This is a genomic window from bacterium (Candidatus Blackallbacteria) CG13_big_fil_rev_8_21_14_2_50_49_14 (genome assembly GCA_002783405.1).
In the GTDB taxonomy this organism is placed as follows: domain Bacteria; phylum Cyanobacteriota; class Sericytochromatia; order UBA7694; family UBA7694.
In genome coordinates this window covers 74,183-92,853 of record PFGG01000035.1, presented here as the reverse complement: position 1 = coordinate 92,853, position 18,671 = coordinate 74,183, and the positions used below count along the sequence as shown (strand labels likewise).

19 protein-coding genes are annotated in these 18,671 nt (G+C 51.4%); 9 read left to right on the top strand and 10 right to left on the bottom strand.

Annotated elements, in window-relative coordinates; genetic code table 11:
• Positions 1-69: 69 nt before the first annotated feature.
• Positions 70-636 carry a hypothetical protein gene (locus tag COW20_07145; GenBank protein ID PIW48891.1) on the bottom strand — a complete coding sequence of 189 codons (567 nt, stop codon included), beginning with the start codon at positions 634-636 and terminating at the stop codon, positions 70-72.
• An 11-nt stretch (positions 637-647) separates the two neighbouring features.
• Positions 648-1,214 (bottom strand): hypothetical protein, encoded by a 567-nt coding sequence (locus tag COW20_07140; protein ID PIW48890.1) that lies wholly within the window; start codon positions 1,212-1,214, stop codon positions 648-650.
• Positions 1,215-1,303: 89 nt separating this feature from the next.
• Between COW20_07140 and COW20_07135 the strand changes: the two genes are divergently transcribed.
• The 7 genes from COW20_07135 to COW20_07105 all read left to right on the top strand — a co-directional run bounded on the left by COW20_07135 (position 1,304) and on the right by COW20_07105 (position 7,746).
• Entirely contained in the window at positions 1,304-1,855 is a 552-nt protein-coding gene (locus COW20_07135; GenBank protein ID PIW48889.1) for a hypothetical protein, read from the top strand.
• Entirely contained in the window at positions 1,848-2,291 is a 444-nt protein-coding gene (locus tag COW20_07130) for an acyl-CoA thioesterase (GenBank protein ID PIW48888.1), read from the top strand. Before COW20_07135 ends, COW20_07130 begins: the two co-directional genes overlap by 8 nt.
• Entirely contained in the window at positions 2,288-4,315 is a 2,028-nt protein-coding gene (locus COW20_07125) for a hypothetical protein (protein ID PIW48887.1), read from the top strand. The genes COW20_07130 and COW20_07125 overlap by 4 nt, the downstream gene beginning before the upstream one ends.
• Before the next feature lie 19 nt (positions 4,316-4,334).
• The gene (locus COW20_07120) at positions 4,335-5,369 is read left to right on the top strand and encodes a hypothetical protein (protein ID PIW48886.1); all 1,035 of its coding nucleotides are present in this window, start codon (positions 4,335-4,337) and stop codon (positions 5,367-5,369) included.
• Between the two features lie 151 nt (positions 5,370-5,520).
• On the top strand, positions 5,521-6,273 hold the full coding sequence (map, locus tag COW20_07115; protein PIW48885.1) for a type I methionyl aminopeptidase: 753 nt from the start codon (positions 5,521-5,523) through the stop codon (positions 6,271-6,273).
• A 4-nt stretch (positions 6,274-6,277) separates the two neighbouring features.
• Complete coding sequence (gene rsmI, locus COW20_07110) at positions 6,278-7,117, top strand: 16S rRNA (cytidine(1402)-2'-O)-methyltransferase (GenBank protein ID PIW48884.1); 840 nt, start codon at positions 6,278-6,280, stop codon at positions 7,115-7,117.
• Between the two features lie 2 nt (positions 7,118-7,119).
• The gene (locus tag COW20_07105) at positions 7,120-7,746 is read left to right on the top strand and encodes a cupin (protein PIW48883.1); all 627 of its coding nucleotides are present in this window, start codon (positions 7,120-7,122) and stop codon (positions 7,744-7,746) included.
• Between the two features lie 6 nt (positions 7,747-7,752).
• On the opposite strand, the gene COW20_07100 is transcribed toward COW20_07105, so the two are convergent.
• Genes COW20_07100 through COW20_07090 form a run of 3 tightly spaced genes read right to left on the bottom strand, consistent with a single transcriptional unit; the run spans position 7,753 to position 11,408 of the window.
• A complete protein-coding gene (locus COW20_07100; protein ID PIW48882.1) occupies positions 7,753-9,675 on the bottom strand; it encodes a hypothetical protein in 1,923 nt (640 codons plus the stop codon).
• A 23-nt stretch (positions 9,676-9,698) separates the two neighbouring features.
• Positions 9,699-10,580, bottom strand: coding sequence for a peptide ABC transporter permease (locus COW20_07095; protein ID PIW48881.1), 882 nt, complete (start codon positions 10,578-10,580; stop codon positions 9,699-9,701).
• Positions 10,581-10,583: 3 nt separating this feature from the next.
• A complete protein-coding gene (locus COW20_07090) occupies positions 10,584-11,408 on the bottom strand; it encodes a purine-nucleoside phosphorylase (protein ID PIW48880.1) in 825 nt (274 codons plus the stop codon).
• Positions 11,409-11,565: 157 nt separating this feature from the next.
• Here COW20_07090 and COW20_07085 point away from each other — a divergent pair, with 157 nt between their 5' ends.
• Positions 11,566-12,624 (top strand): undecaprenyl-phosphate alpha-N-acetylglucosaminyl 1-phosphate transferase, encoded by a 1,059-nt coding sequence (locus tag COW20_07085; protein PIW48879.1) that lies wholly within the window; start codon positions 11,566-11,568, stop codon positions 12,622-12,624.
• Here COW20_07085 and rsgA read toward each other — a convergent pair.
• Complete coding sequence (gene rsgA, locus COW20_07080) at positions 12,621-13,703, bottom strand: ribosome small subunit-dependent GTPase A (protein PIW48878.1); 1,083 nt, start codon at positions 13,701-13,703, stop codon at positions 12,621-12,623. The two genes, COW20_07085 and rsgA, sit on opposite strands and share 4 nt — an antisense overlap.
• Positions 13,700-14,785 (bottom strand): 23S rRNA (adenine(2503)-C(2))-methyltransferase RlmN, encoded by a 1,086-nt coding sequence (gene rlmN, locus COW20_07075; protein PIW48877.1) that lies wholly within the window; start codon positions 14,783-14,785, stop codon positions 13,700-13,702. Before rlmN ends, rsgA begins: the two co-directional genes overlap by 4 nt.
• Positions 14,786-14,900: 115 nt before the next feature.
• On the opposite strand from rlmN, the gene COW20_07070 reads away from it, so the two are divergent.
• Positions 14,901-15,440 (top strand): hypothetical protein, encoded by a 540-nt coding sequence (locus tag COW20_07070; protein PIW48876.1) that lies wholly within the window; start codon positions 14,901-14,903, stop codon positions 15,438-15,440.
• Positions 15,441-15,475: 35 nt separating this feature from the next.
• Here COW20_07070 and COW20_07065 read toward each other — a convergent pair whose 3' ends face one another.
• From COW20_07065 to COW20_07055, 3 genes are all read right to left on the bottom strand, one after another.
• Positions 15,476-15,874 carry a hypothetical protein gene (locus tag COW20_07065; protein ID PIW48875.1) on the bottom strand — a complete coding sequence of 133 codons (399 nt, stop codon included), beginning with the start codon at positions 15,872-15,874 and terminating at the stop codon, positions 15,476-15,478.
• 2 nt (positions 15,875-15,876) lie between these two features.
• On the bottom strand, positions 15,877-17,259 hold the full coding sequence (locus COW20_07060) for a GMC family oxidoreductase (protein PIW48874.1): 1,383 nt from the start codon (positions 17,257-17,259) through the stop codon (positions 15,877-15,879).
• Positions 17,260-18,671, bottom strand: a 1,412-nt coding sequence (locus tag COW20_07055; GenBank protein PIW48873.1) for an aldehyde dehydrogenase, incomplete at its 5' end; no start/stop codon positions are given.

Below are 18,671 nucleotides of genomic sequence, written 5' to 3'. Positions count from 1 at the left end.
GCTGTTTATAAACTGACAGAATGGTGGCGGGTGAGTCTCTCTTTCGCTAAACTGATGAGAGAGGAAAGCTCAGCTGAAGCAGGGCCCATAGGCCCAGATCACCAGGGTATGGCGCACCCCTTGGGTAACGGGCTCCACCCGGTGCAGCATATAGGAAGGGAAAAAGATCACGGTTCCCTGTTCCTGGGGCACGTCTTCCTCCATGCGCAGGCCGGTGATCAGTTTCAGCGTACCGCCCTGGTAGCTGCTGCGATCGCTGAGAAAGACCACGATGCTGAGTTTGCGAGCTGAACTTTCTCCCAGACCCATATCCACATGCCAGTCATAGTGTCCCCCTTGCCCATATTCAATCACCTGACCGGAAGCCAGTCCTTCAATTTTAAAATGGTAAAAATTGTCGTTCAGATACTGAACCAGGGGATAAAGCCGGTTATAAATCCATTGGGTGGTTTCATCGATCGGTAAGTAAGTCGAAATTGAGTTGCGGATACTGTCGAGCGGTTCAGCTTTTCCACACAGCCCTGACTTTTTGGTTTTACCTTGCAATTCAATGATTTGGGTACATTCTTCAGCTTGAAAGACCTGGGGATAAAAACAGGTATTGAAGAGGTAATTGTTCTGCCACTCTGCTTTCATAAAGAAAAACCTTAGCTGAAACAGGGGCCGTGGGCCCACATCACCAAGGTTTGGCGCTTGCCCCGGCGGACAGGCTCGACCTTGTGCAAAAGGTAAGAGGGGAAAAATACGGTGGTGCCCTGTTCCTGACTTGGAACTGCATGGGCATTGGTGCCGCCGATAATTTTCAAGGCTCCCCCCTGATATTCTGAGGGATCGGAGAGAAAGGTCACCACACTCAGTTTGCGGCTTGAGAGGTCCTGATCACCCCCCATGTCGATATGCCAATCATAGAAGCCATTTTCGTTGTAGGTAATAATTTGCACAGGGGAAAGCATGCTGAGTCGGAAATGATAGTATTGATTGTTGATTTCATGCAGTTTACTGATCAAGCGATCGGCAATCCACTGGGTGGTTTCGTCAGGGGGGACGACTGTACTTTCAGAATTGCGAATTCGCTGTTCAGCCAAACCAAAACCAGAGATCAGGGAGGGGCCACTATGGCCTTCAAGGGCGCTGATTTTACGGCATTCTTCAGGGGTGAAAACCTGCGGAATGAATCGTACCCTGAGCAGATTTTCATTGCTTTCGAGTTCCATGGTTCCTCCTGCACGCGCAGATGCCTCTATGATAACAGAACAAGGCTTGACTTCGGCAGGCCTGGAGCCCAGCTCCAGAATCAGCTAAAATGAAGCTAAACAGGATAACGAGGTGCGCAGTCATGGCAATCATGGATAAAAAGGCAATGGGAGCCGCAGAGGTGATTGGGGGAATGGGCCTTTTGGCGCTGGGCCATAAACTCAAAGGGCTGGCGATGTTTGGCCATGGTTTTGCTGCGCTTGAAGAAGCTTATCGAGAGGCCCATCCTGAGCTTGCGCCGGGCCTATCTGCCCGCTGGGAAAAAGCGATTGAGTTTTATGAGGCCACCCACCAGGATGAAACCAATCGCAGTCTTCACCGCATGGGGATTCCCGCGATTGTGGGCGGCGCGATTGGCTTGCTGGCTGCCAAGCCCTATCGCTTGCCCTGGTTTGTTTCAGCTACCGCCTTTGCTGGGGGCTGGGCTTTGAATATTGTCGGTCATTCGCTCTATGAAAAAAATGCGCCAGCCTTTACTGAAGATCCCCTGTCTTTTATCGCGGGGCCGGTCTGGGATCTTCAGCAGATGATGGCCTTGGGTGCCGCTCAGAACCCACGTCAGTTGGAAGAACGGGTGACTGTAGAAGTTGAAAATGTCTGATCATCTCAGCAATCCCCATTTCCTGGCACGGGTTGAGCATTCTCGCAGTCGAATGGTGAAGATTGTCTTTCCCAAAAATACCAACCATTACGATACTCTTTTTGGCGGAACGGCTTTGCAATGGATGGATGAAATTGCCTCAATTGCAGCGATTCGCTTTTCCCGTCAGCAGACCGTGACCATTTCCCTGGATGCGATTACTTTCAAAAAGGCGATTCCTTCAGGACACTTTGTTGAATTGGTGGCTGAAGTCGTCGATGTGGGGCGTACCAGCATGAAAATTCAAGTCGATGTTTTTTTAGAAGCCATGGATCGGGATTTTCGCGAAAAAGCGATCAGTGGCGGTTTTACCTTTGTGGCCATCGATGCTGAGCGCAAACCCGTTGCCGTGGAGTGGGACAAGCCTCTTCCTCCCAGTTTGAGGGGGGAGGAATGAGTTTAGCTTCAGACAGTTTGCATGAAATTCAAGCGCTGATAGCGCAAAGCCAATGGGAAGAGGCCCATCAGGCTTGTCTGGCTCATCTGGATGCCGCTCCCGAAAGCATAGAGGGTTGGTATGTCTTGGGCTTGATTGCAGAACAGCAAGGGCAGTTGACCGAGGCTGAAGCCGCTTGGAAATCGGCTTTGGAGTTGCAACCTGAGCATGCGGCTTGTCATTTTCAATTGGGGGTTTTACTTCAGGCCCAAGCGCAAGAGGCCCAGGCTCTGAATCATTTTCAAGCAGCCCGTGCCTTTGCTCCAGAAAATTTTGGGTATACCCGCAGTCTGGCCCGTTCCCATCTGGCTTTGGGACAGCGTGAAGACCTGATGATCTATGTGCGTGAGATTTTGCAACAGAATGATCAGGAGCCTGAAGGCTATTATTTGCTGGGGGCTGCTTTTCAACTCTATGGCCGTTTTGAAGACGCTGAAGCCGCTTTGCGTCAGGCGCTTTTATTGGAACCGATGCATTTGGAGGCCGCTTTTCAATTGGGATTGCTCTTTTGTGAGCAAAAGCGCTGGGGCGAAGCTGGTCAGACCCTTGAAGTGACTTTGAGCCTGGCCATTGGCCAAAAAACGCGGCCAGTCTGGTTGGCCCGTGTTTGGAGCCTTTTGGGGCTGACCTGGCAAGAACAGGGGCAATTGGGGCCTGCTGCAGAAGCCTGGCAGGCCGCTCTCAAACTTTGGCCCGAAGGTCGGGCCTGTACCGGGCTGGCTTTGCAATTGCCTGAAATCTATCTGGATCACGAGGCGCTTGCGACTTGGCGGGCTCAATTCCTGGTCGGTTTGGAAACACTTGAATCCACTGCCACAGAAATGGATTCACCCCTTCAGAACTCAGCTCAGACGCCCTATGCCCTGGCCTATCAAGGGCTGGCCGATCGCGAGCTCCTGGAACGCTGCGGTCATTTTTATCAACAGTTTTTACCCGCTGCGGTAAGTGGGGCAGATGCAAAGGGGCCTCAGACTTTGATTTGGAGCGGTATCAGCCCGCTTTGGCAGGGGGCTTTGCTGGCCTTGGCCCAAGAAATTTCTGCGCTCAAGCCGCTCGAAATCCTGACCCCCGACCCTGTCCAGGCCGAAAAGCTTTTTCAGGCGGGTCTCAGTGTTCAATTGATTCCTCCCCGTCGGGAACTCTTTGCCAGGGCTTTGCAGAACCTTGAACCGGCTCAGATTTTTTATGCTGATTTGCGTGACCCCTTGGCCTATAGTTTGGCGCTTGAACGTTTTGCGCCCACCCAGGCTGTTTTTGCCTTGCAGCCAGAAACCAGTGGTTTGAACTCTCTTGATCTTTTCTTTTCGGCCCAGGCCCTTGAGTCTGACTTGGCCCAAGCAGACTATTCTGAAAAATTGGTTTGCCTGAACCAGCTGCCGCTTTTTCCTTTGCCGACGGCCTTGCCCGAAACTTGGAAAACCCGCCGTGAATTGCGTATGGCAGAATTGGGCCATGTTTACCTTTGCCCGATGCACTTGGCGAAGGTTCACCCCGATTTTGACGCCGTGCTGAAAGAGATTTTGGCCCGTGATCGCCGCGCTGTGATTTATTTCCTGCATCCGGCCCACAGTGTTACCCATACCTATCTGCAACAACGTTTTCAAGAAACCGTGGGTGAGAAGGCAGATAAAATCCGCTTTCTACCCTGTGCCGGCCCCGAAGATCTCTTGCAGATTCTGCATGCGGCGGATCTGGTGGTGGATACGCCCTATTGTGGGGGCCGTGCTTCAGTGGCGTGGGCCTTGGCTTTGGGAGTGCCTGTGGTGACTTGGGAAGGCCCCCAGATGCGGGGGCGTTGGGCGGCTGCCTGGAATCGTCATTTGGGGCTGGCGCAATTTGTGGTTTCTGACTTGCAGAAATTGGCGCCGCTGGCCAGTGAAACCGCCAGTTCCGGGGCCTGGCGTGCTATTCTGAAAGAAGCGCTCTCACAGCGTTTTGACACCCTTTGGAATCCTGCCGGCGTGGCTCAGGCGTTGGCTATCTGAACAAACAAGGAATACGGATATGACTCAATTGGAAGGTCCTCTCAAACAGGCATTGGAGGCTTTGCATCAGGGCAAAGCAGATGAAACACAGCGTATCTGCGATACGGTTTTAAAAGACGATCCCGACAATGCCGAGGCTTGGCATCTGCTGGGGCTGCTCGCTTATCAGACCCAGGATTTTAGCGCCGCTGAAGAAAAAATTCGCAAAGCGATTGATCTCAGCCCCCAGCCCCACTTTTACAATAATCTTGGCAATGTTTTCAGTGACCAGGGGCAATTGGACAAAGCCCGTGAAATGTACCAGGGTGCGATTCGTATCAATCCCAATTTTTCAGGCAGCTATAACAATTTGGGCAATCTCTGTCGGGCGCAGGGCAAACTTGAAGAAGCCGTTTTCAATTACCAGAAGGCCCTGCGGGCCGATCCCCGTCAGCCGGATACCTATGTCAATTTGGGCAATCTGTTTTTTGACCTGAACCGTTTTGAAAAATCCACAGAGAATTATAAAAAAGCTTTGGAACTGAACCCCAATATGCTTCAGGCCCACAATAACCTGGGCAGTCTCTACCACCACCAGGGACAGGGCGAATTGGCGGCTCAGCATTATGAAAAGGCGATTGAGATCAACCCTGAATTTATGCCTGCCCTGTTTAACCTGGCGCATCTCAAGCGTGAGCAGGGCTTTTTCGCTGAGGCCATCGACCTCTATCAAAAGGCTTTGAAACGTGATCCCGGTTTGGTGGATGCCCATCTGAATATTGCCCGGATTTATCAATACCAGGGCCAACATGAAGACGCAAAGGGCGTTTTTGAGCGCTTGCTGGAAGTTAATCCCCAGGTGTCTGAAGCTGAAAATGCCTTGGCCCTGCTGGCCCTTGAAAAAGGCGATAAGCAGGAGGCGCTTGGCCACTTTAAAAAAGCCTATGAAATTGAACCCCACAACCCAGATATTTGCTATAACTTGGGCTCGCTTCTGCGCGATCTGGGGGAATTGGAATCGGCCTCCCTCTACCTGCAGCAGGCCCTGCAGTTGCAAGATATGAGCATGCGCTAAATGCTTTGACAGTGAGCCTTTACAAGGGCTCGCTGTCTACGTGAGGGGAGCGCTTGCCTATCCGCTTCTCGCTGAAAGATTCTAGAACGCTTGCAGAACCCTGCCCCGTGGTATAGTGAAACCAGCGAAATCCACAAGGAATCATCTGCATATGATCACGATTAAAAGCGAGCGCGAAATAGAAATTATGCGCAAAAGCTGCATTCTGGCAGCTCAAACCCTCGATATGATAGGCACCCATATCAAGCCTGGCGTTTCAACTGAAGAACTGAATACCCTCTGCCATGATTTTATTGTCAAACATGGCGCATACCCAGCTCCTCTGAACTATAAGGGCTTTCCCAAGAGTATCTGCACCTCGGTCAATGAGGTGGTCTGTCATGGTATTCCAAACAAAAAGCATATTCTCAAAGACGGAGATATCGTCAATGTCGATGTCACGGCTCTCTTGGATGGGTTCCATGGCGATACCAACCGTACTTACTATGTGGGCACACCCTCAGAAGAAGCGCGCAAACTGGTAGAGTTCACTGAAAAGGTACTGCATGAGGCAATTGGGATTGTCAAACCCGGGATTCGGATTGGCGATATCGGCCATTTGATTCAAACCCGTGCCGAAGCTGCAGGCTATGGTGTGGTACGTGAATTTACAGGCCATGGCATTGGCCGCCAGTTTCATGAAGCTCCTTCTGTGCCTCACTATGGTCAGCCCGGCAAAGGCCCCAAGCTGCGCAAAGGCATGACCTTTACGATTGAACCCATGATCAACCTGGGCCGTGCCGATCTGCATGTGCTGTCTGATGGTTGGACGGCGGTGACCAATGATGGCAAAATTTCAGCTCAGTTTGAACATACCCTGGCCGTCACCGATTCAGGTTGTGAAATTCTGACGCTTTCGCATTAGCAATATGGCGGGTGGCCTTTATATCTGCGCAACACCGATTGGCAATCTGCAGGATATTACCCTGCGTGTGCTTGAGGTGCTCAAGCAGGTCGATCTGATTCTGGCTGAGGATACCCGCCATACCCGCAAGTTACTCAATCATTTTGAAATAAATACCCCTTTGCGCTCTTTGCATGAGCACAATGAATACGAGCAGATTCCTGCACTGCTGGCCGAATTGGCCGGAGGGGCCTCGCTGGCCTTGGTCAGTGATGCCGGGCTGCCAGCTGTTTCAGATCCCGGTGCGCTTTTGATTCAAGCAGCACGGGAGCAGGGCTATCCTGTCACGGTTTTGCCAGGGGCATCGGCGGTCACCACGGCGCTTTTGCTATCCGGTTTGTCCAGTGGACAGGGCTTCAGCTTTATTGGATTTTTGCCCCGAACCAGCAAACAACGCCAGGATTTACTGCGCACTTACGCAGCTTTTCAGCACCCTGTGATTTGCTTTGAATCTCCCCATCGGCTGCAATCCTCACTTGAAGATTTCGAGGCCGTTCTGGGCACGCGTGAAGTGGCGGTCTGCCGTGAATTGACCAAACTGCACGAAGAGGTCATTCGCTTCGCGTTGCCCGAGCTGCGGGCCTATTTTGCCCATCATCCGCCTCGGGGGGAACTGACCCTGGTGATTGCCCCGGCTCCTGAACAAACCGAAATGCTTGAAGTGGCAGATGCCGAAACCGTTCAGGCTGCCTGGCGTGAATTGCAGGAATTGGGGCTGGACAAGCGCAGTGTGCAAGAAAGCCTTCAGGAGCGCTTTGGTCTGACCCGCAATGAACTCTATGCTTTGCTTTTGAACAAGGGTTAGGAATGCAGATCCGGCTCAATTTTTCAGAACCGGTCTGTCTGCCCTCTGAACAGGCAGAATGGGTTCCTTCACCGGGGGGAGAAGTTTTGCGCTGGCGGCTGGAGCGTGAGGGGGCTGAGCAGGGGCTTGTTACCTCACTGGTACGTTATCCGAGTGGTTCTGAATTTCCAGCCCATACCCATGGCGGAGGCGAAGAGTTTCTGGTGCTGGAGGGTGTTTTTTCAGATCAGGCCGGAGACTATCCCGTGGGGACTTATGTGCGCAATCCGATTGGTTCACACCATGCGCCCTTCAGCCGTCAAGGCTGTGTCATTTTGGTCAAACTTTGGCAGATGCAGGAGCCAGAACCCCGTACCGTTTTGCATTTGACGGATGCGCCTGTGCAAAAACTGTGGGCAAGTGCGGCAGAAAGGGTTGAAGTGCGTGTACTTCAGCAGGGTGAAAGCCTGTCTCTGGCAGGTGCTGAGGCCTTGCTCTTAAGCGGCCGCCTGGGGTGTGGGTCTCAAGCTTTAACCCCCTGGAGCTGGGTACGCAGCCCCCAGCACACCCCTTTTGAACTGCAAGCCCAGGAAGCCAGTTGGATCTGGTTGAAATGGCGTGCTGATTTGGGAGCCTGCTTGCGTTGCTGAATACGGTTAAGTTCTTGAATAGCCCAATCTGTCCAGTTGAGGGCCAATCAATTCAAGGCAACGCTTTTGAAGCGCTGGCGTAAAGTGGTTTCTCCAGTCCCCTGTTCCGCCTTTGCGGCAGGATGTTAGAAATCCCTGAAACTCAACGACCTCATCTTCGTTTTGTTTTTTTTCAGCCCCCTGGGTTTGGAAAGCGATGCTGCCTGTATATTGGTATTGTTTTAGTTTCTCTGGGCTCAACTGAATCAGGGGGTGTTGGGCAAAACCTAGCCAATCAAGAATTTTTTGATAGGTTTCGTCTTCTTGATGGTGAAGATCTTCAAACTTGATCACCAGGGTATGGGGAGCTTCTGTGGCTTGAACAAATATATCACTCATGGTTTGAAGGTTCGGCCAGGTTAAATAGTAATTCTTTTTACGGTTGAGATAGCCTGTTTCCATTAGCGCTAAAAAGTCGGCCTCTTTTTCTGCTAGATTCAGTTTTTTATTTCCAAATTGGGGCACAAATTCTCGAAAATAGAAGCTGGTCAGTACATCTCTGGGATCTCGAATCAAGATAATTTTTCTGAGATAGCGATGATGTGAAATACTTTTCAATTCAAAGGGATCGTGAACAATCATATATTGATAGAAATCGAGGCTGTCGATTTGGTTGTTCACATACTGATTTGCTTGTTCGAGACTGATAACTTGGTTTTGGGGGATGGATTGGTTAAAAAGTAGATTGGAATTTAAGGGGTGAAAAGTGCGTTGGGTCCATTCAAAATGTTTAAATAGAATGGTCATCGGGCTTCCCAGTCGGCTGGAACCTGCGCCAGGGAATAAATAGAGTAAAACAGGGGCGGGATTCTCAACGGTTTCCTGGGGCCAATAGCCTTGATTTAAAAAGGGCAAGATAAAACGAAAAGGGCCTTCCAGATTGCGAAGATAGAAACGCATATGGTCTGTTTCTTCTTCTTTGGGTAGGTAAAACAGAAGCCAATCTGGTTTAGGTTCCTGTGATAGGTGTGAACGGTGATAAAGTAAAGATGCTGGAATGCGCTGCTTTTCATTGTAATTCGGATGAAATTCGTCGAAATACACCAAAAGATTTTCTGAAAGCTCACTGTTTTGAATTCTCTGATAAAGTTCTTGGGCGCTTCCCTGATGGCCGATTAAACAGAAACGATGAGTTGCGGGTAATTGCGCCAATGCTTGCATGACCTGAACGAGGGCCTGCTCTGAAGCCAGATTTGTTTCTTTGATTCCAAGACCAATGATGGCGTGTTGCTTGAATTCTTGGAAGGGATAGGTGGTACTGGTTTGGTTTTCAAGCCGATGCATGCATGTAATTTTATTTTGCAGCGAATGGAGTTGGGGTGTGAGCTTTAAAAAATATTCCGAAAGAATAGCTTTTTCATTTTTCAGTTGGATGATCTCTGTCTGCCCGTTTTGAATGGGGGAGGGTGATTCTTGCAAAACAATTACCTGATTTGAAATGAGACCTATTTCTGAGGGAAGGGGTGGGTGTGTTTCGGCATAGAGAAACAGTCCATTCGGTTGTTTAAAATAATCGTGTAATAAGAGAGGATCCTCAAGAAAGATCAGTGAAATGCTGGGGGCCTGAGGTTGGTTCAATACGTCAAGTTCGCTTGTTTCAAGTAAAGAAGCGAATAGATCCAAATTTTCTTGAGAGAAAAAGAAAAAGTAAAGACCTGTTTCTGAATGGCCCATAAAGATCTGACTGTAGGCCTCGATCAGCGGAAAAACTCTGGCATCGGCCGGGGGAGTCAGACAGCAAAACAGCTGCTCATGTTCGAGGGCTTCTGAACCCAATTGAAAAATACTACCAGGACAATGTCCTTTTCTAAAGGCATGGTTTGTCAATAATTCAGAAATTTGCTTCAGAAAACAATCTCCTTCAGGCTTTTCATGCCAATATAAGGCCAAGTGTATTTCTTAAAACCTTATACTTACATCTTCTTTGCGGTACGGGGGTCGAACAGATCGCGCAGGCCATCGCCCATCAGATTGAAGGCCACGACCACGGCGGTGATTGCCAAGCCAGGGAAGGTCAGGGTCCAGGGGGCCATGCGGATAAAGTCTTTGGCATTGCTCAACATGGTTCCCCATTCGGGGGTGGGGGGCTGCGCACCCAAGCCCAAAAAGCTCAAGCCTGCGGTTTCGAGAATGGCGGCACCAATGCCCAGCGTGGCCTGAACGATCAGGGGAGAGAGGCAATTGGGCAAAATATGAAAAGCAATAATGCGCGTATGGCTGGCTCCCATGGCATGGGAGGCTTCAATAAATTCCTGGTTGCGCACCTGCAAGGTGGTAGAACGCAGCAAGCGGGCATAGAGGGGCATATTGACGATTCCAATCGCGATCATGGCATTGTTCAGGCCCGGCCCCAGAATGGCCACGATTAAAATCGCGAGCAGAATGCTGGGAAAAGCCAGAATAATATCGATGGTGCGCATCAGAATTTCACCGACCATGCCCCCAAAATAGCCCGCCACGACGCCAATCAAGGAGCCCACGATCAGGGCAATGCCCACTGAAAGCAGACCCACCCTGAGCGAGACCTGGGCACCGTAGATAATCCGGGCACAGACATCGCGGCCCAGATCATCGGTGCCGAACCAATGTGCGGCAGAGGGGGGCAGCAGGCGGCTGGCCAGATCTTTTTCAATCGGATTGTAGTGGGTAAAAAGTTGTGGGAAAAAAGCCAACAACAAAAATACCAAGACCACGCTGCCGCCAAAGAGAAACGCTTTGTTGCGCAGCAGGCGTTTGCCGACAACGACCCAGGAGGCCTGTTCGCCCAGAGGTGTGACCAGATCTGCCGTGATCATGCCTTATGCGAGATCCTGAAGAATAGATACCAGGAGTTTTGCGAATTTGGGGCTGCTTTCGTTGACGACACGCAGAACTTCTTCGCCAGTGGCATGATGGCCGGTATCGGGAATCGCCATATCGCTGATCAAGGCCAGGCCCATGACTTTTAAACCACGGTGAACAGCCATGATTACCTCGGGCACGGTTGACATGCCAATCGAATCACAGCCCCATTGCATCAGCATGCGCAATTCGGCAGCGGTAAAGAAGGCTGGGCCTGTAATTCCGCAATACACACCTTCATGCAGACGAATGCCCTGTTTCAGGGCTGCTTCATGCGCAATCGCACGCAGAGCGGGGGTATAGGCATCAAACATGACGGGAAAACGGGGGCCGAGTTCCTCATCATTGGGGCCAATCAAAGGATTGCTGCCTGTAAAGTTGATATGATCGCGAATCAGCATGATATCGCCGGGCACAAAATTATAATTCAGACCCCCGGTTGCGCAGGTCACGATCAGGCTGTGTACGCCCATTTCTTTCATCACGGCGATGGGCAGGGTGACTTCCTGCTGGGTATAGCCTTCATAGGTATGAAAACGGCCTTGCATCATCACGACATTTTTGCCACCGAGTTTGCCAACGACCAAATTACCGGCATGGCCAGGAGCTGTGGAGGTGGGGAAATGAGGAATTTCAGAATAGGGGATCACAGTGGCGTTTTCGGCAGACTCTGCCAGAATACCCAGACCAGAACCCAGGATAATACCGTAATCGGGTTTTACGGAAGCTTGTTCCAGAATCTGAGCGGCAATTTTTGCCAGCTGTTCTTGTTGATTGTTCATTGAGAAAGGAGCCTTTCAAGCTATTAGCGCTCTGAGATGATCTAAGGCATTTTAACATATTCTCTTCTCAGCTTTTATGAGATTGTGACCCCGATATGAATCCCTCGGATCGGCCCCATGCTACAATGGCAGAAGAAAACCTTGGCAATAAACCCTTATGCGTGAAAATTGGCCCTACGTAGTAACATTCTTAATGGCTTGGCTCAGTGCCGACCTTTTCGTACCGCTGGTGCGCAGCTTTGCCTATAAAGTGGGCAAGGTTGATAAGCCGGGTACACGTAAAATCCACACCGCACCGATCCCCCGGATGGGGGGTATTGCGATTGCTGTGGGTTTTTTCCTTTCCCTTTTGGGGATTGAATACCTTCACCCAGGTTATTTTTCACTTCTGCCTTCGGAGTGGAAGGGCATGATGTTGGGGGGCGCCCTGATCTTTGTGGTGGGCTTGATCGATGATCTTTACGATCTGCCGGCCAAGGTCAAATTATTGGGGCAGATTGCGGCTGCCAGCGTGGCCTTTTGGTTTGGGGTCAAGCTTTCGTTTATATCCAATCCCATGGGTGGGCTTTTTCTTTTTCCAGAATGGTTGAGCTTTGTGTTGACGGTTTTCTGGTTGGTGGGCATTACCAATACCATCAATCTGATTGATGGGCTCGATGGCCTGGCCGGAGGGGTTTCGACGATTGCAGGCATTACCCTGTTTATGCTGGCCCTGGAGCGCAATCAGGGTTTAAGTGCTCTGGTTGCGATTGCCCTGGTGGGCAGTACCATGGGATTTCTGCGTTATAATTTCAACCCCGCCAAGATTTTTATGGGGGATTGTGGCAGTCTCTTTTTGGGCTTTATGCTGGGCAGTCTTTCGCTGACAGGGGCCATGAAAGTGGCGGCTACAGTGGCTGTCTTTTTGCCGATTTTGATTCTGGGTATCCCCATTTTTGATACCACCTTTGCGATTGTGCGCCGTTTGTTGACCCGCAAACCGATCTTTCAGGCCGATAAGGGCCATTTACACCATCGCCTGCTCAATTTTGGGCTCTCACAGCGGCGGGCCGTGCTTTTGATTTATGGTTTCAGCACCTTTTTGGGGGGAATTGCGCTTTATCTTGTGAAATATTCCCAGGCCAAGGTCTTGATCATGGTTTCGCTGATGCTGATGCTTTGGGGGGTGGTTGATCTGCGCTCATTTTGGCCCAAACGCTCAAGTGAAAGCCGTTAAAGGCGCCATTCTTCCGGGCTGATATCCTCAACGGCCTGGGGATCCAGCTCCGCCCAATTGCCGACCTGTTCCAAGGCCTGTCTCTGGGTGCGCCGACTGCGGGCCCTGCCAACAGTTCCCAATTTAAGCACCAGGTTCTGATTGTTTTTGCCCACGGCTTTTTTGGTGAGTTTTTCGTTTTTTGTAGAGGTTGCCATGCGGGCTTTGAAGCGCTCTTCAACCTCCAGCAGCAGACGCAGGTAGTTATAGTAGCGCTCTGAATCGGTGTCCAGATGGTCTTTGATCGCACAGTCCAATTCCTCACGGTGCAGACAGTCGCTGAAGCCGCATTTGCCCAGCCAGGCTTTGAATTCAGGGTAAAAAGAAGCCAGTTCAGCAGGTTCCAGGGGGGGCAAATCGCAGGCACTGAAGCCTGGACTATCCGCGATCCAGCCTGTTTCGTTTTGCCAATGCACGGCATGCAAAGAGACGTGGCGCGTGGTGTGTTTGCCGGTTCCCAGTTTTTGATTGACTTCGCCTGTCACCAATTGGCATTCGGGGTTGATGCGGTTGATCAACGAAGACTTGCCGGCTCCTGAAGGGCCTGCCAGGACAGAGATCTTTCCCATCAGTGCCTTGCGCAGAGGATCCAAGCCCTGGCCCGTGGCGGAAGAAACAAAATAGAGGGGAAAGGCTGCATATTCTTCACGCAACCATGCCTCTAAGTCTTCGTCGAGTAAATCGGCTTTGCTGACACAAATCACAGGGTTCAAACGCTCCCAACTCACCGCTAGAATCAGGCGATCGATCAAATTGGCGTTAAAATCGGGTTGCAGGCAGGACATAACCAGCAGCACCTGGTCAATATTGGCAATCGCAGGGCGTTGTAATTCATTGCGCCGGGGTTCAAAACTGACCACCACAGGGCGTTCTTCATGGATATTTTCGAGTTGAACGCGGTCTCCGACTTTGATCGTTTCACCCGCTTTTTTTAAATTGGCGCGCAGGGTGCAGAGAAAAACCTGATCACCCCAGGCCACCGAATAAAAATTGGCCTCGACCTTGATCACCAGCCCAGAGAGAGAATCCTGCGGACTCAATTCAGAACCTGAAGATCTTTTTCACGTTGGTGTACCCGCAGTTGACCGCAGGCAGCCATATCGGCCTGCCCGTGGTTGTGGCGAATGGTGGCGGGGAAACCCGCTTCCGTCAAGAGAAACTGAAAGCTCAGAATTTCTTTGCGCGGGGGTGCCTGAAAGGCACTTTTGACGGGGTTATAGGCGATCAGGTTGATATGGCAGTGAATGCCCCGCAAGGCTTTGATCAAAGCTTTTGCATCTTCAGCGGAGTCATTGATGCCTTGCAGCAGGGTGTATTCAAAGGTGATTCTGCGGCCGGTACGGTTGGCGTAGAGCTTGGCAGCCTGCAGCAGTTCATTGACGCCGTATTTGCGGTTGATGGGTACCAGGCGGTTGCGCACTTCTGTTTTGACACTGTGCAGCGAGATCGCCAGATTATAATCGACGGGTTCTTTCATCAAGCGCTCAATGCCGGGAATAATACCCGAGGTAGAGATGGTCATATGGCGCATGCCCAAGCCAATTTCTTTGTTGAAGATCTGCATGCTGCTGAGCACAGCATCGTAATTGAGCAGGGGTTCTCCCATGCCCATAAAAACCATGCTGCCAATGCGGGTATGGGGGGTATGATCTGCCAAAAGACCCGCTTCAGCAGCCTGCTGCATCAGCAGGTATTGAATCACGATTTCACCGGCTGTCAGATTGCGACGAAAGCCGCTCAGACCTGTCGCACAGAAAGGGCAGCCTACATTGCAGCCGACCTGAGAAGAAACGCAGGCGGTCAGGTGTTGCTTCTGCACAATCGTGACGCATTCGACGATTTCGCCATCTTGCAGCTCAATCAGAAACTTGGTGGTGCCATCGGCAGATTTGACGGTTTCGACAATTTTACCTGGGCTGACCAGGGCTTTTTCTTGCAGGGTCTGGCGAAACGCTTTGCTCAGATCGCTCATATTTTCAGCGTTGGTAACATGTTTTTGATACAGCCATTGGGCAATCTGACGGCCTCTGAAGGGCTTTTCACCCTGGGCGGTGACCCATTCGGTAATTTCGGCACTGGTCATGCCAACCAGGACAGGGAGTTTTTCGGGGGATGAAGACATGGGGTATTTCCAAATTCAATATACTTTCCCCTATTCTAGCGCAGTTTGGCGCTTGGATCAGAGAGGATTCTCCGGATTATCGCGTTTTGGCTGAGATTTGTGCTAGCATAAGTGCATGAATTGGATTGATTTAATTGCGATTATCTTGATTGTGTATCATCTGGCGGCAGGTTACAGTTATGGCTTTGCCAAAAGCGCAGGCAGCCTGGGGGCGCTTGTGGGCGCCTTTATTTTTACGCCCCTGTTCAAAGAACTTTTGGTTTCTCTCTTTGGGATTATGTTTCAATTACGCCCTGCCCTGGCCATTCCCCTGGGCATGACGGCTACCTGGCTGATCCTTTACTTGGCGTTTAGTATTGGCGTCTATGTGATTGTGCAGGGGATTGAAAGTGGGCCGCTTAAACTGCCCAACCGTTTGGGGGGCATGTTGCTGGGGGCTTTGGTCTCTTGGCTGATTCTCTGTTTGCCGCTTGTCGCGATCGAGAGCGTGCCCAAATTGAACCATTATCCTGCGATTCGTCAAATGCTTGAAAAAGAGACCCTGCTTTGGAATCCCCTGCTCAAGCCAGGCTCTCAGGCTTTAAAAGCTTCCTTGGGTACCCTGGTGGGGGGACTTTGGCTGAGCAAGAACGATCGGCAGCGGATTCAGCGCTGAACGGTTTTTTAAGCGCTTGCCTGATTTAAACCCCATTAAAGCGGCACTCTGACAATCTCCACCCCCATCAGTTCCAGTGGGGTTTGCCCTGAATAGCGACTGCCCTTGCGGCCTGAGTAATAGAGGCTCATGATAATGCCACGCAGACCGGTATCCATCTGACGCAGGGTGCTGGCCACACTTTCAGGCCAGGCATCCGGGCTTTGCATCATGCGAATCAAGCCTTTCAAGCCGGGAGTGGGCATCAGTGCCAGCAGGGTCAGCAGCATTTTCAGATCGGCCAGATCCGTTTCGGGGATATAGGCGGCAATTTCGTCGATATGCTCGATACAGCCCAGTTCTTGAAAAGAGGGAAATTCACCTGAGTGGGGCAGCATCAGGCGGCCCAGTCTGACCAGGCCTTTGAGTTGGGTTTTGTTGAGGTATTGTGACATGCTTAAACTCCCTTCTTGAGCTGGCTGGCCAGCCGTTCTGCCAGGGCCATGATCGTCAGGGCGGGGTTGATACCCGGTGCATTGGGAAACAGGCTGGAATCTGCGACAAAGATATTTTGCTGGCCATGCACACGAAAATCGGGAGCGACCACGGATTCGCGGGCTTCCACCCCCATTTTGCAACCGCCCATTAAATGCAGGCCAAAATAATAGGGCGAAGGCATGACTTCTTCTGCGCCCAAGCTGGTAAAGATCTGGTTAACCACGCCCAGGCCCTGATCCCGGCGCAGCAGATCCTGTTGGGTCAGGGGTTTGTGAATGGCGAGTTTGCCCTTGGCTCCCAGGCGAATTTCACCAATGGCTTCATCACGCACAGCAACTTCAATACAAGCCATTTTACGGTAATTTTTCATGAATTTTTGGTGGGCAGCTCCCAAGCGGGGGTAGAGCATGGCGATTGAAATGGGGGGCCCAAAGACATTCTCAAGTTTAAAACCACTTTTGCGAAAATGCTGATCTTGAGATTTCACCCCTTGAAAAGCCCCCTTGTGCGCGTTGATTTCTTCTTTAAACAGGCCAAAGGACATAAATTGGGGGTGAGAGCTGAAATTTTTGCCCAAAGTGGGAAGTTGGTTGCCAAAGCCGGATTGCAGCAGAATCTTGCTGGAGCCAAAGGCGCCGGCTGCCAGAATAACCTGCTTGGCTTGCAGAGTCGTTTTTTGGCCTTTTTCAAGTCCTTCAATCCGTACTCCTTCACCCGTAGGGTCGATTCTGCCAACTTCAAATTCGGCACGAATCTCCAGACCCGTGGCTTCGGCTTTCTGAATAAAGCCCACCAGGGTGCTTTGCTTGGAATCGCGGTGACAGCCCCCCAGGCAACCGATACAGTCATTGCCCTGATCCAGGGCGCAATCTGATTGGCCCCGACGCAGGGGGGCCCAACCAAAGCCATGTTTTTCACAGCCTTTGATAAAGAGTTGGGTATTGCGGTTGAAATGGCGGGCCTCAATTTTTTCTAAATGGAGCTGATTTTCAATTTCGCTGTAGTGGGGATCCAGGCCTGTTTCTGAAAAGAAATCCACGCCTGATTCGCGTTTCCAATCGTCAAAGGCCACGCTGTCGAAACGGTCGAGCAGGCATTGGTTGAGATTGGTGGTGCCCCCCACGCAACGGCCCCTTAAAAAGGCCATTTTGCTGCTGGTGTCAAACTCAAGCCCCCCGCCCCAAAAGAGTTGGGGACTGTATTCCAGTTCTGTGCGGGGAAAGGTTTCCTTGCGAAAAAATTTACCAGCTTCGAGTAAAACACATTTTGCGCCCGCTGTGTGCAGCTGATGGGCCAAAACCCCACCCCCGGCGCCGGAACCAATGATCGCGAAATCGTACATTCAGAGTTTCTCCTTCTGGGCCAGGCTTTCAAGCTTGAGCCCGGTCAAAACGGTTTTGAGCAAAGATTTCTGGCGTGAAAACAGCGCGCCTATCAATTGGGTAAAGAGTTGGTAGCGGGGCTGGGTATAGGGATACCAATTGGCTTCAATCTTGCCGTTCTGGCTGTCCATTAGCACCGATTTCAGATTGCAGAAGGTTTCCAACCCCCACACCCCTTTGTAGCGCCCGAAACCACTGGCTTTGACGCCACCAAAAGGCAAGGCAGGGTTGGCCTCGGTGAGCATGACATTGTTGATCGAGACATTGCCAACCTTTAATTGGCGGGCCACACGCTCGGCCCGGCTGAGATCGGCTGACCAGACACTGGCACTCAGGCCATAGGGGGAGTCATTGGCCAGGGCAATGGCCTCTTCTTCAGTTTCAAAGGGCATGATTGCCAGTATGGGGCCAAAAGTTTCCTCGTGCATCAGTTTCATGCCGTGGTGAACGTCTGTCACCAGGGTGGGGGGGAAATAGCGGGAATCCTTTTCGCATGTGCCTCCCGAGAGAATTTTGGCGCCTTCAGCCACGGCTTCTTGCAATTGGCTTTCAATCCGTTCGATTTGAAATGGGGCTGTCATATTGCCAATATCGGCGGGTTCCTGGGTTTGGCTGACAGCCCGCAGTTTTTTCATTTTGCTCTCAAGCACAGCCAAAAAGCGGGGATAGATACTTTTCTGCACATAGAGACGTTCGACAGAGGTGCAGGATTGGCCTGCCGTGGTCAGGCCCCCCCACAGGGCGCCATTGACGGTCCGCTCCAGGTTGACATCTTCAAAGACCAGCATGGGATCTTTGCCGCCCAGTTCCAAAACCACGGGAGTCAGATTCTGCGCTGCGCTGGCCATAATTTTGCGGCCGCTGGCCACACTGCCCGTGAAGAAGATCAGATCGGGGTGAGCCTCTACCAGGGCCTGGCCTGTGCTTTTGTCGCCATAGACTATTTGCAGGGCGTGTTCAGGAAACGCTGCTGCTTTGAACAGATCTTCCAGCAAGCCCTGCAGGGGAGTGAGTTCAGAGGGTTTGAGCAAGACGGCATTGCCCGCCAAAAACGCGCTCAAGGCAGGTACCAACAACTGGTAAAAAGGATAATTCCAGGGGGCGATCACCAGGACGGTTCCCAGGGGTTCAAACCAAATCCGCGATTTTTTACCCATCAGCACCAGGGGGGTATGGGCCTGTTGGTCTTCGAGAGCCGTGGGGGCGATTCGGGCCAGGTGTTCGCAGGCATCGAGTACGCCAAAGAATTCTGAGCTGAGGGCATCAAACCGGCTTTTGCCCGTCTCGGCGACAATTCTGTCGAGAATGGCTTCCTGTTGTTCCTGAATCAGGTATTGCAGGCGGGTGACTGCTGCCGCCCGCTGGCCGACAC

What these genes read in the sequence shown, in the direction of transcription:
- COW20_07145 (PIW48891.1), bottom strand. Translation starts at nt 636, where the DNA reads ATGAAAGCAGAGTGGCAGAACAATTACCTCTTCAATACCTGTTTTTAT.
- COW20_07140 (PIW48890.1), bottom strand. Translation starts at nt 1,214, where the DNA reads ATGGAACTCGAAAGCAATGAAAATCTGCTCAGGGTACGATTCATTCCG.
- COW20_07135 (PIW48889.1), top strand. Translation starts at nt 1,304, where the DNA reads ATGAAGCTAAACAGGATAACGAGGTGCGCAGTCATGGCAATCATGGAT.
- COW20_07130 (PIW48888.1), top strand. Translation starts at nt 1,848, where the DNA reads ATGTCTGATCATCTCAGCAATCCCCATTTCCTGGCACGGGTTGAGCAT.
- COW20_07125 (PIW48887.1), top strand. Translation starts at nt 2,288, where the DNA reads ATGAGTTTAGCTTCAGACAGTTTGCATGAAATTCAAGCGCTGATAGCG.
- COW20_07120 (PIW48886.1), top strand. Translation starts at nt 4,335, where the DNA reads ATGACTCAATTGGAAGGTCCTCTCAAACAGGCATTGGAGGCTTTGCAT.
- map (PIW48885.1), top strand. Translation starts at nt 5,521, where the DNA reads ATGATCACGATTAAAAGCGAGCGCGAAATAGAAATTATGCGCAAAAGC.
- rsmI (PIW48884.1), top strand. Translation starts at nt 6,278, where the DNA reads ATGGCGGGTGGCCTTTATATCTGCGCAACACCGATTGGCAATCTGCAG.
- COW20_07105 (PIW48883.1), top strand. Translation starts at nt 7,120, where the DNA reads ATGCAGATCCGGCTCAATTTTTCAGAACCGGTCTGTCTGCCCTCTGAA.
- COW20_07095 (PIW48881.1), bottom strand. Translation starts at nt 10,580, where the DNA reads ATGATCACGGCAGATCTGGTCACACCTCTGGGCGAACAGGCCTCCTGG.
- COW20_07090 (PIW48880.1), bottom strand. Translation starts at nt 11,408, where the DNA reads ATGAACAATCAACAAGAACAGCTGGCAAAAATTGCCGCTCAGATTCTG.
- COW20_07085 (PIW48879.1), top strand. Translation starts at nt 11,566, where the DNA reads ATGCGTGAAAATTGGCCCTACGTAGTAACATTCTTAATGGCTTGGCTC.
- rlmN (PIW48877.1), bottom strand. Translation starts at nt 14,785, where the DNA reads ATGTCTTCATCCCCCGAAAAACTCCCTGTCCTGGTTGGCATGACCAGT.
- COW20_07070 (PIW48876.1), top strand. Translation starts at nt 14,901, where the DNA reads ATGAATTGGATTGATTTAATTGCGATTATCTTGATTGTGTATCATCTG.
- COW20_07065 (PIW48875.1), bottom strand. Translation starts at nt 15,874, where the DNA reads ATGTCACAATACCTCAACAAAACCCAACTCAAAGGCCTGGTCAGACTG.
- COW20_07060 (PIW48874.1), bottom strand. Translation starts at nt 17,259, where the DNA reads ATGTACGATTTCGCGATCATTGGTTCCGGCGCCGGGGGTGGGGTTTTG.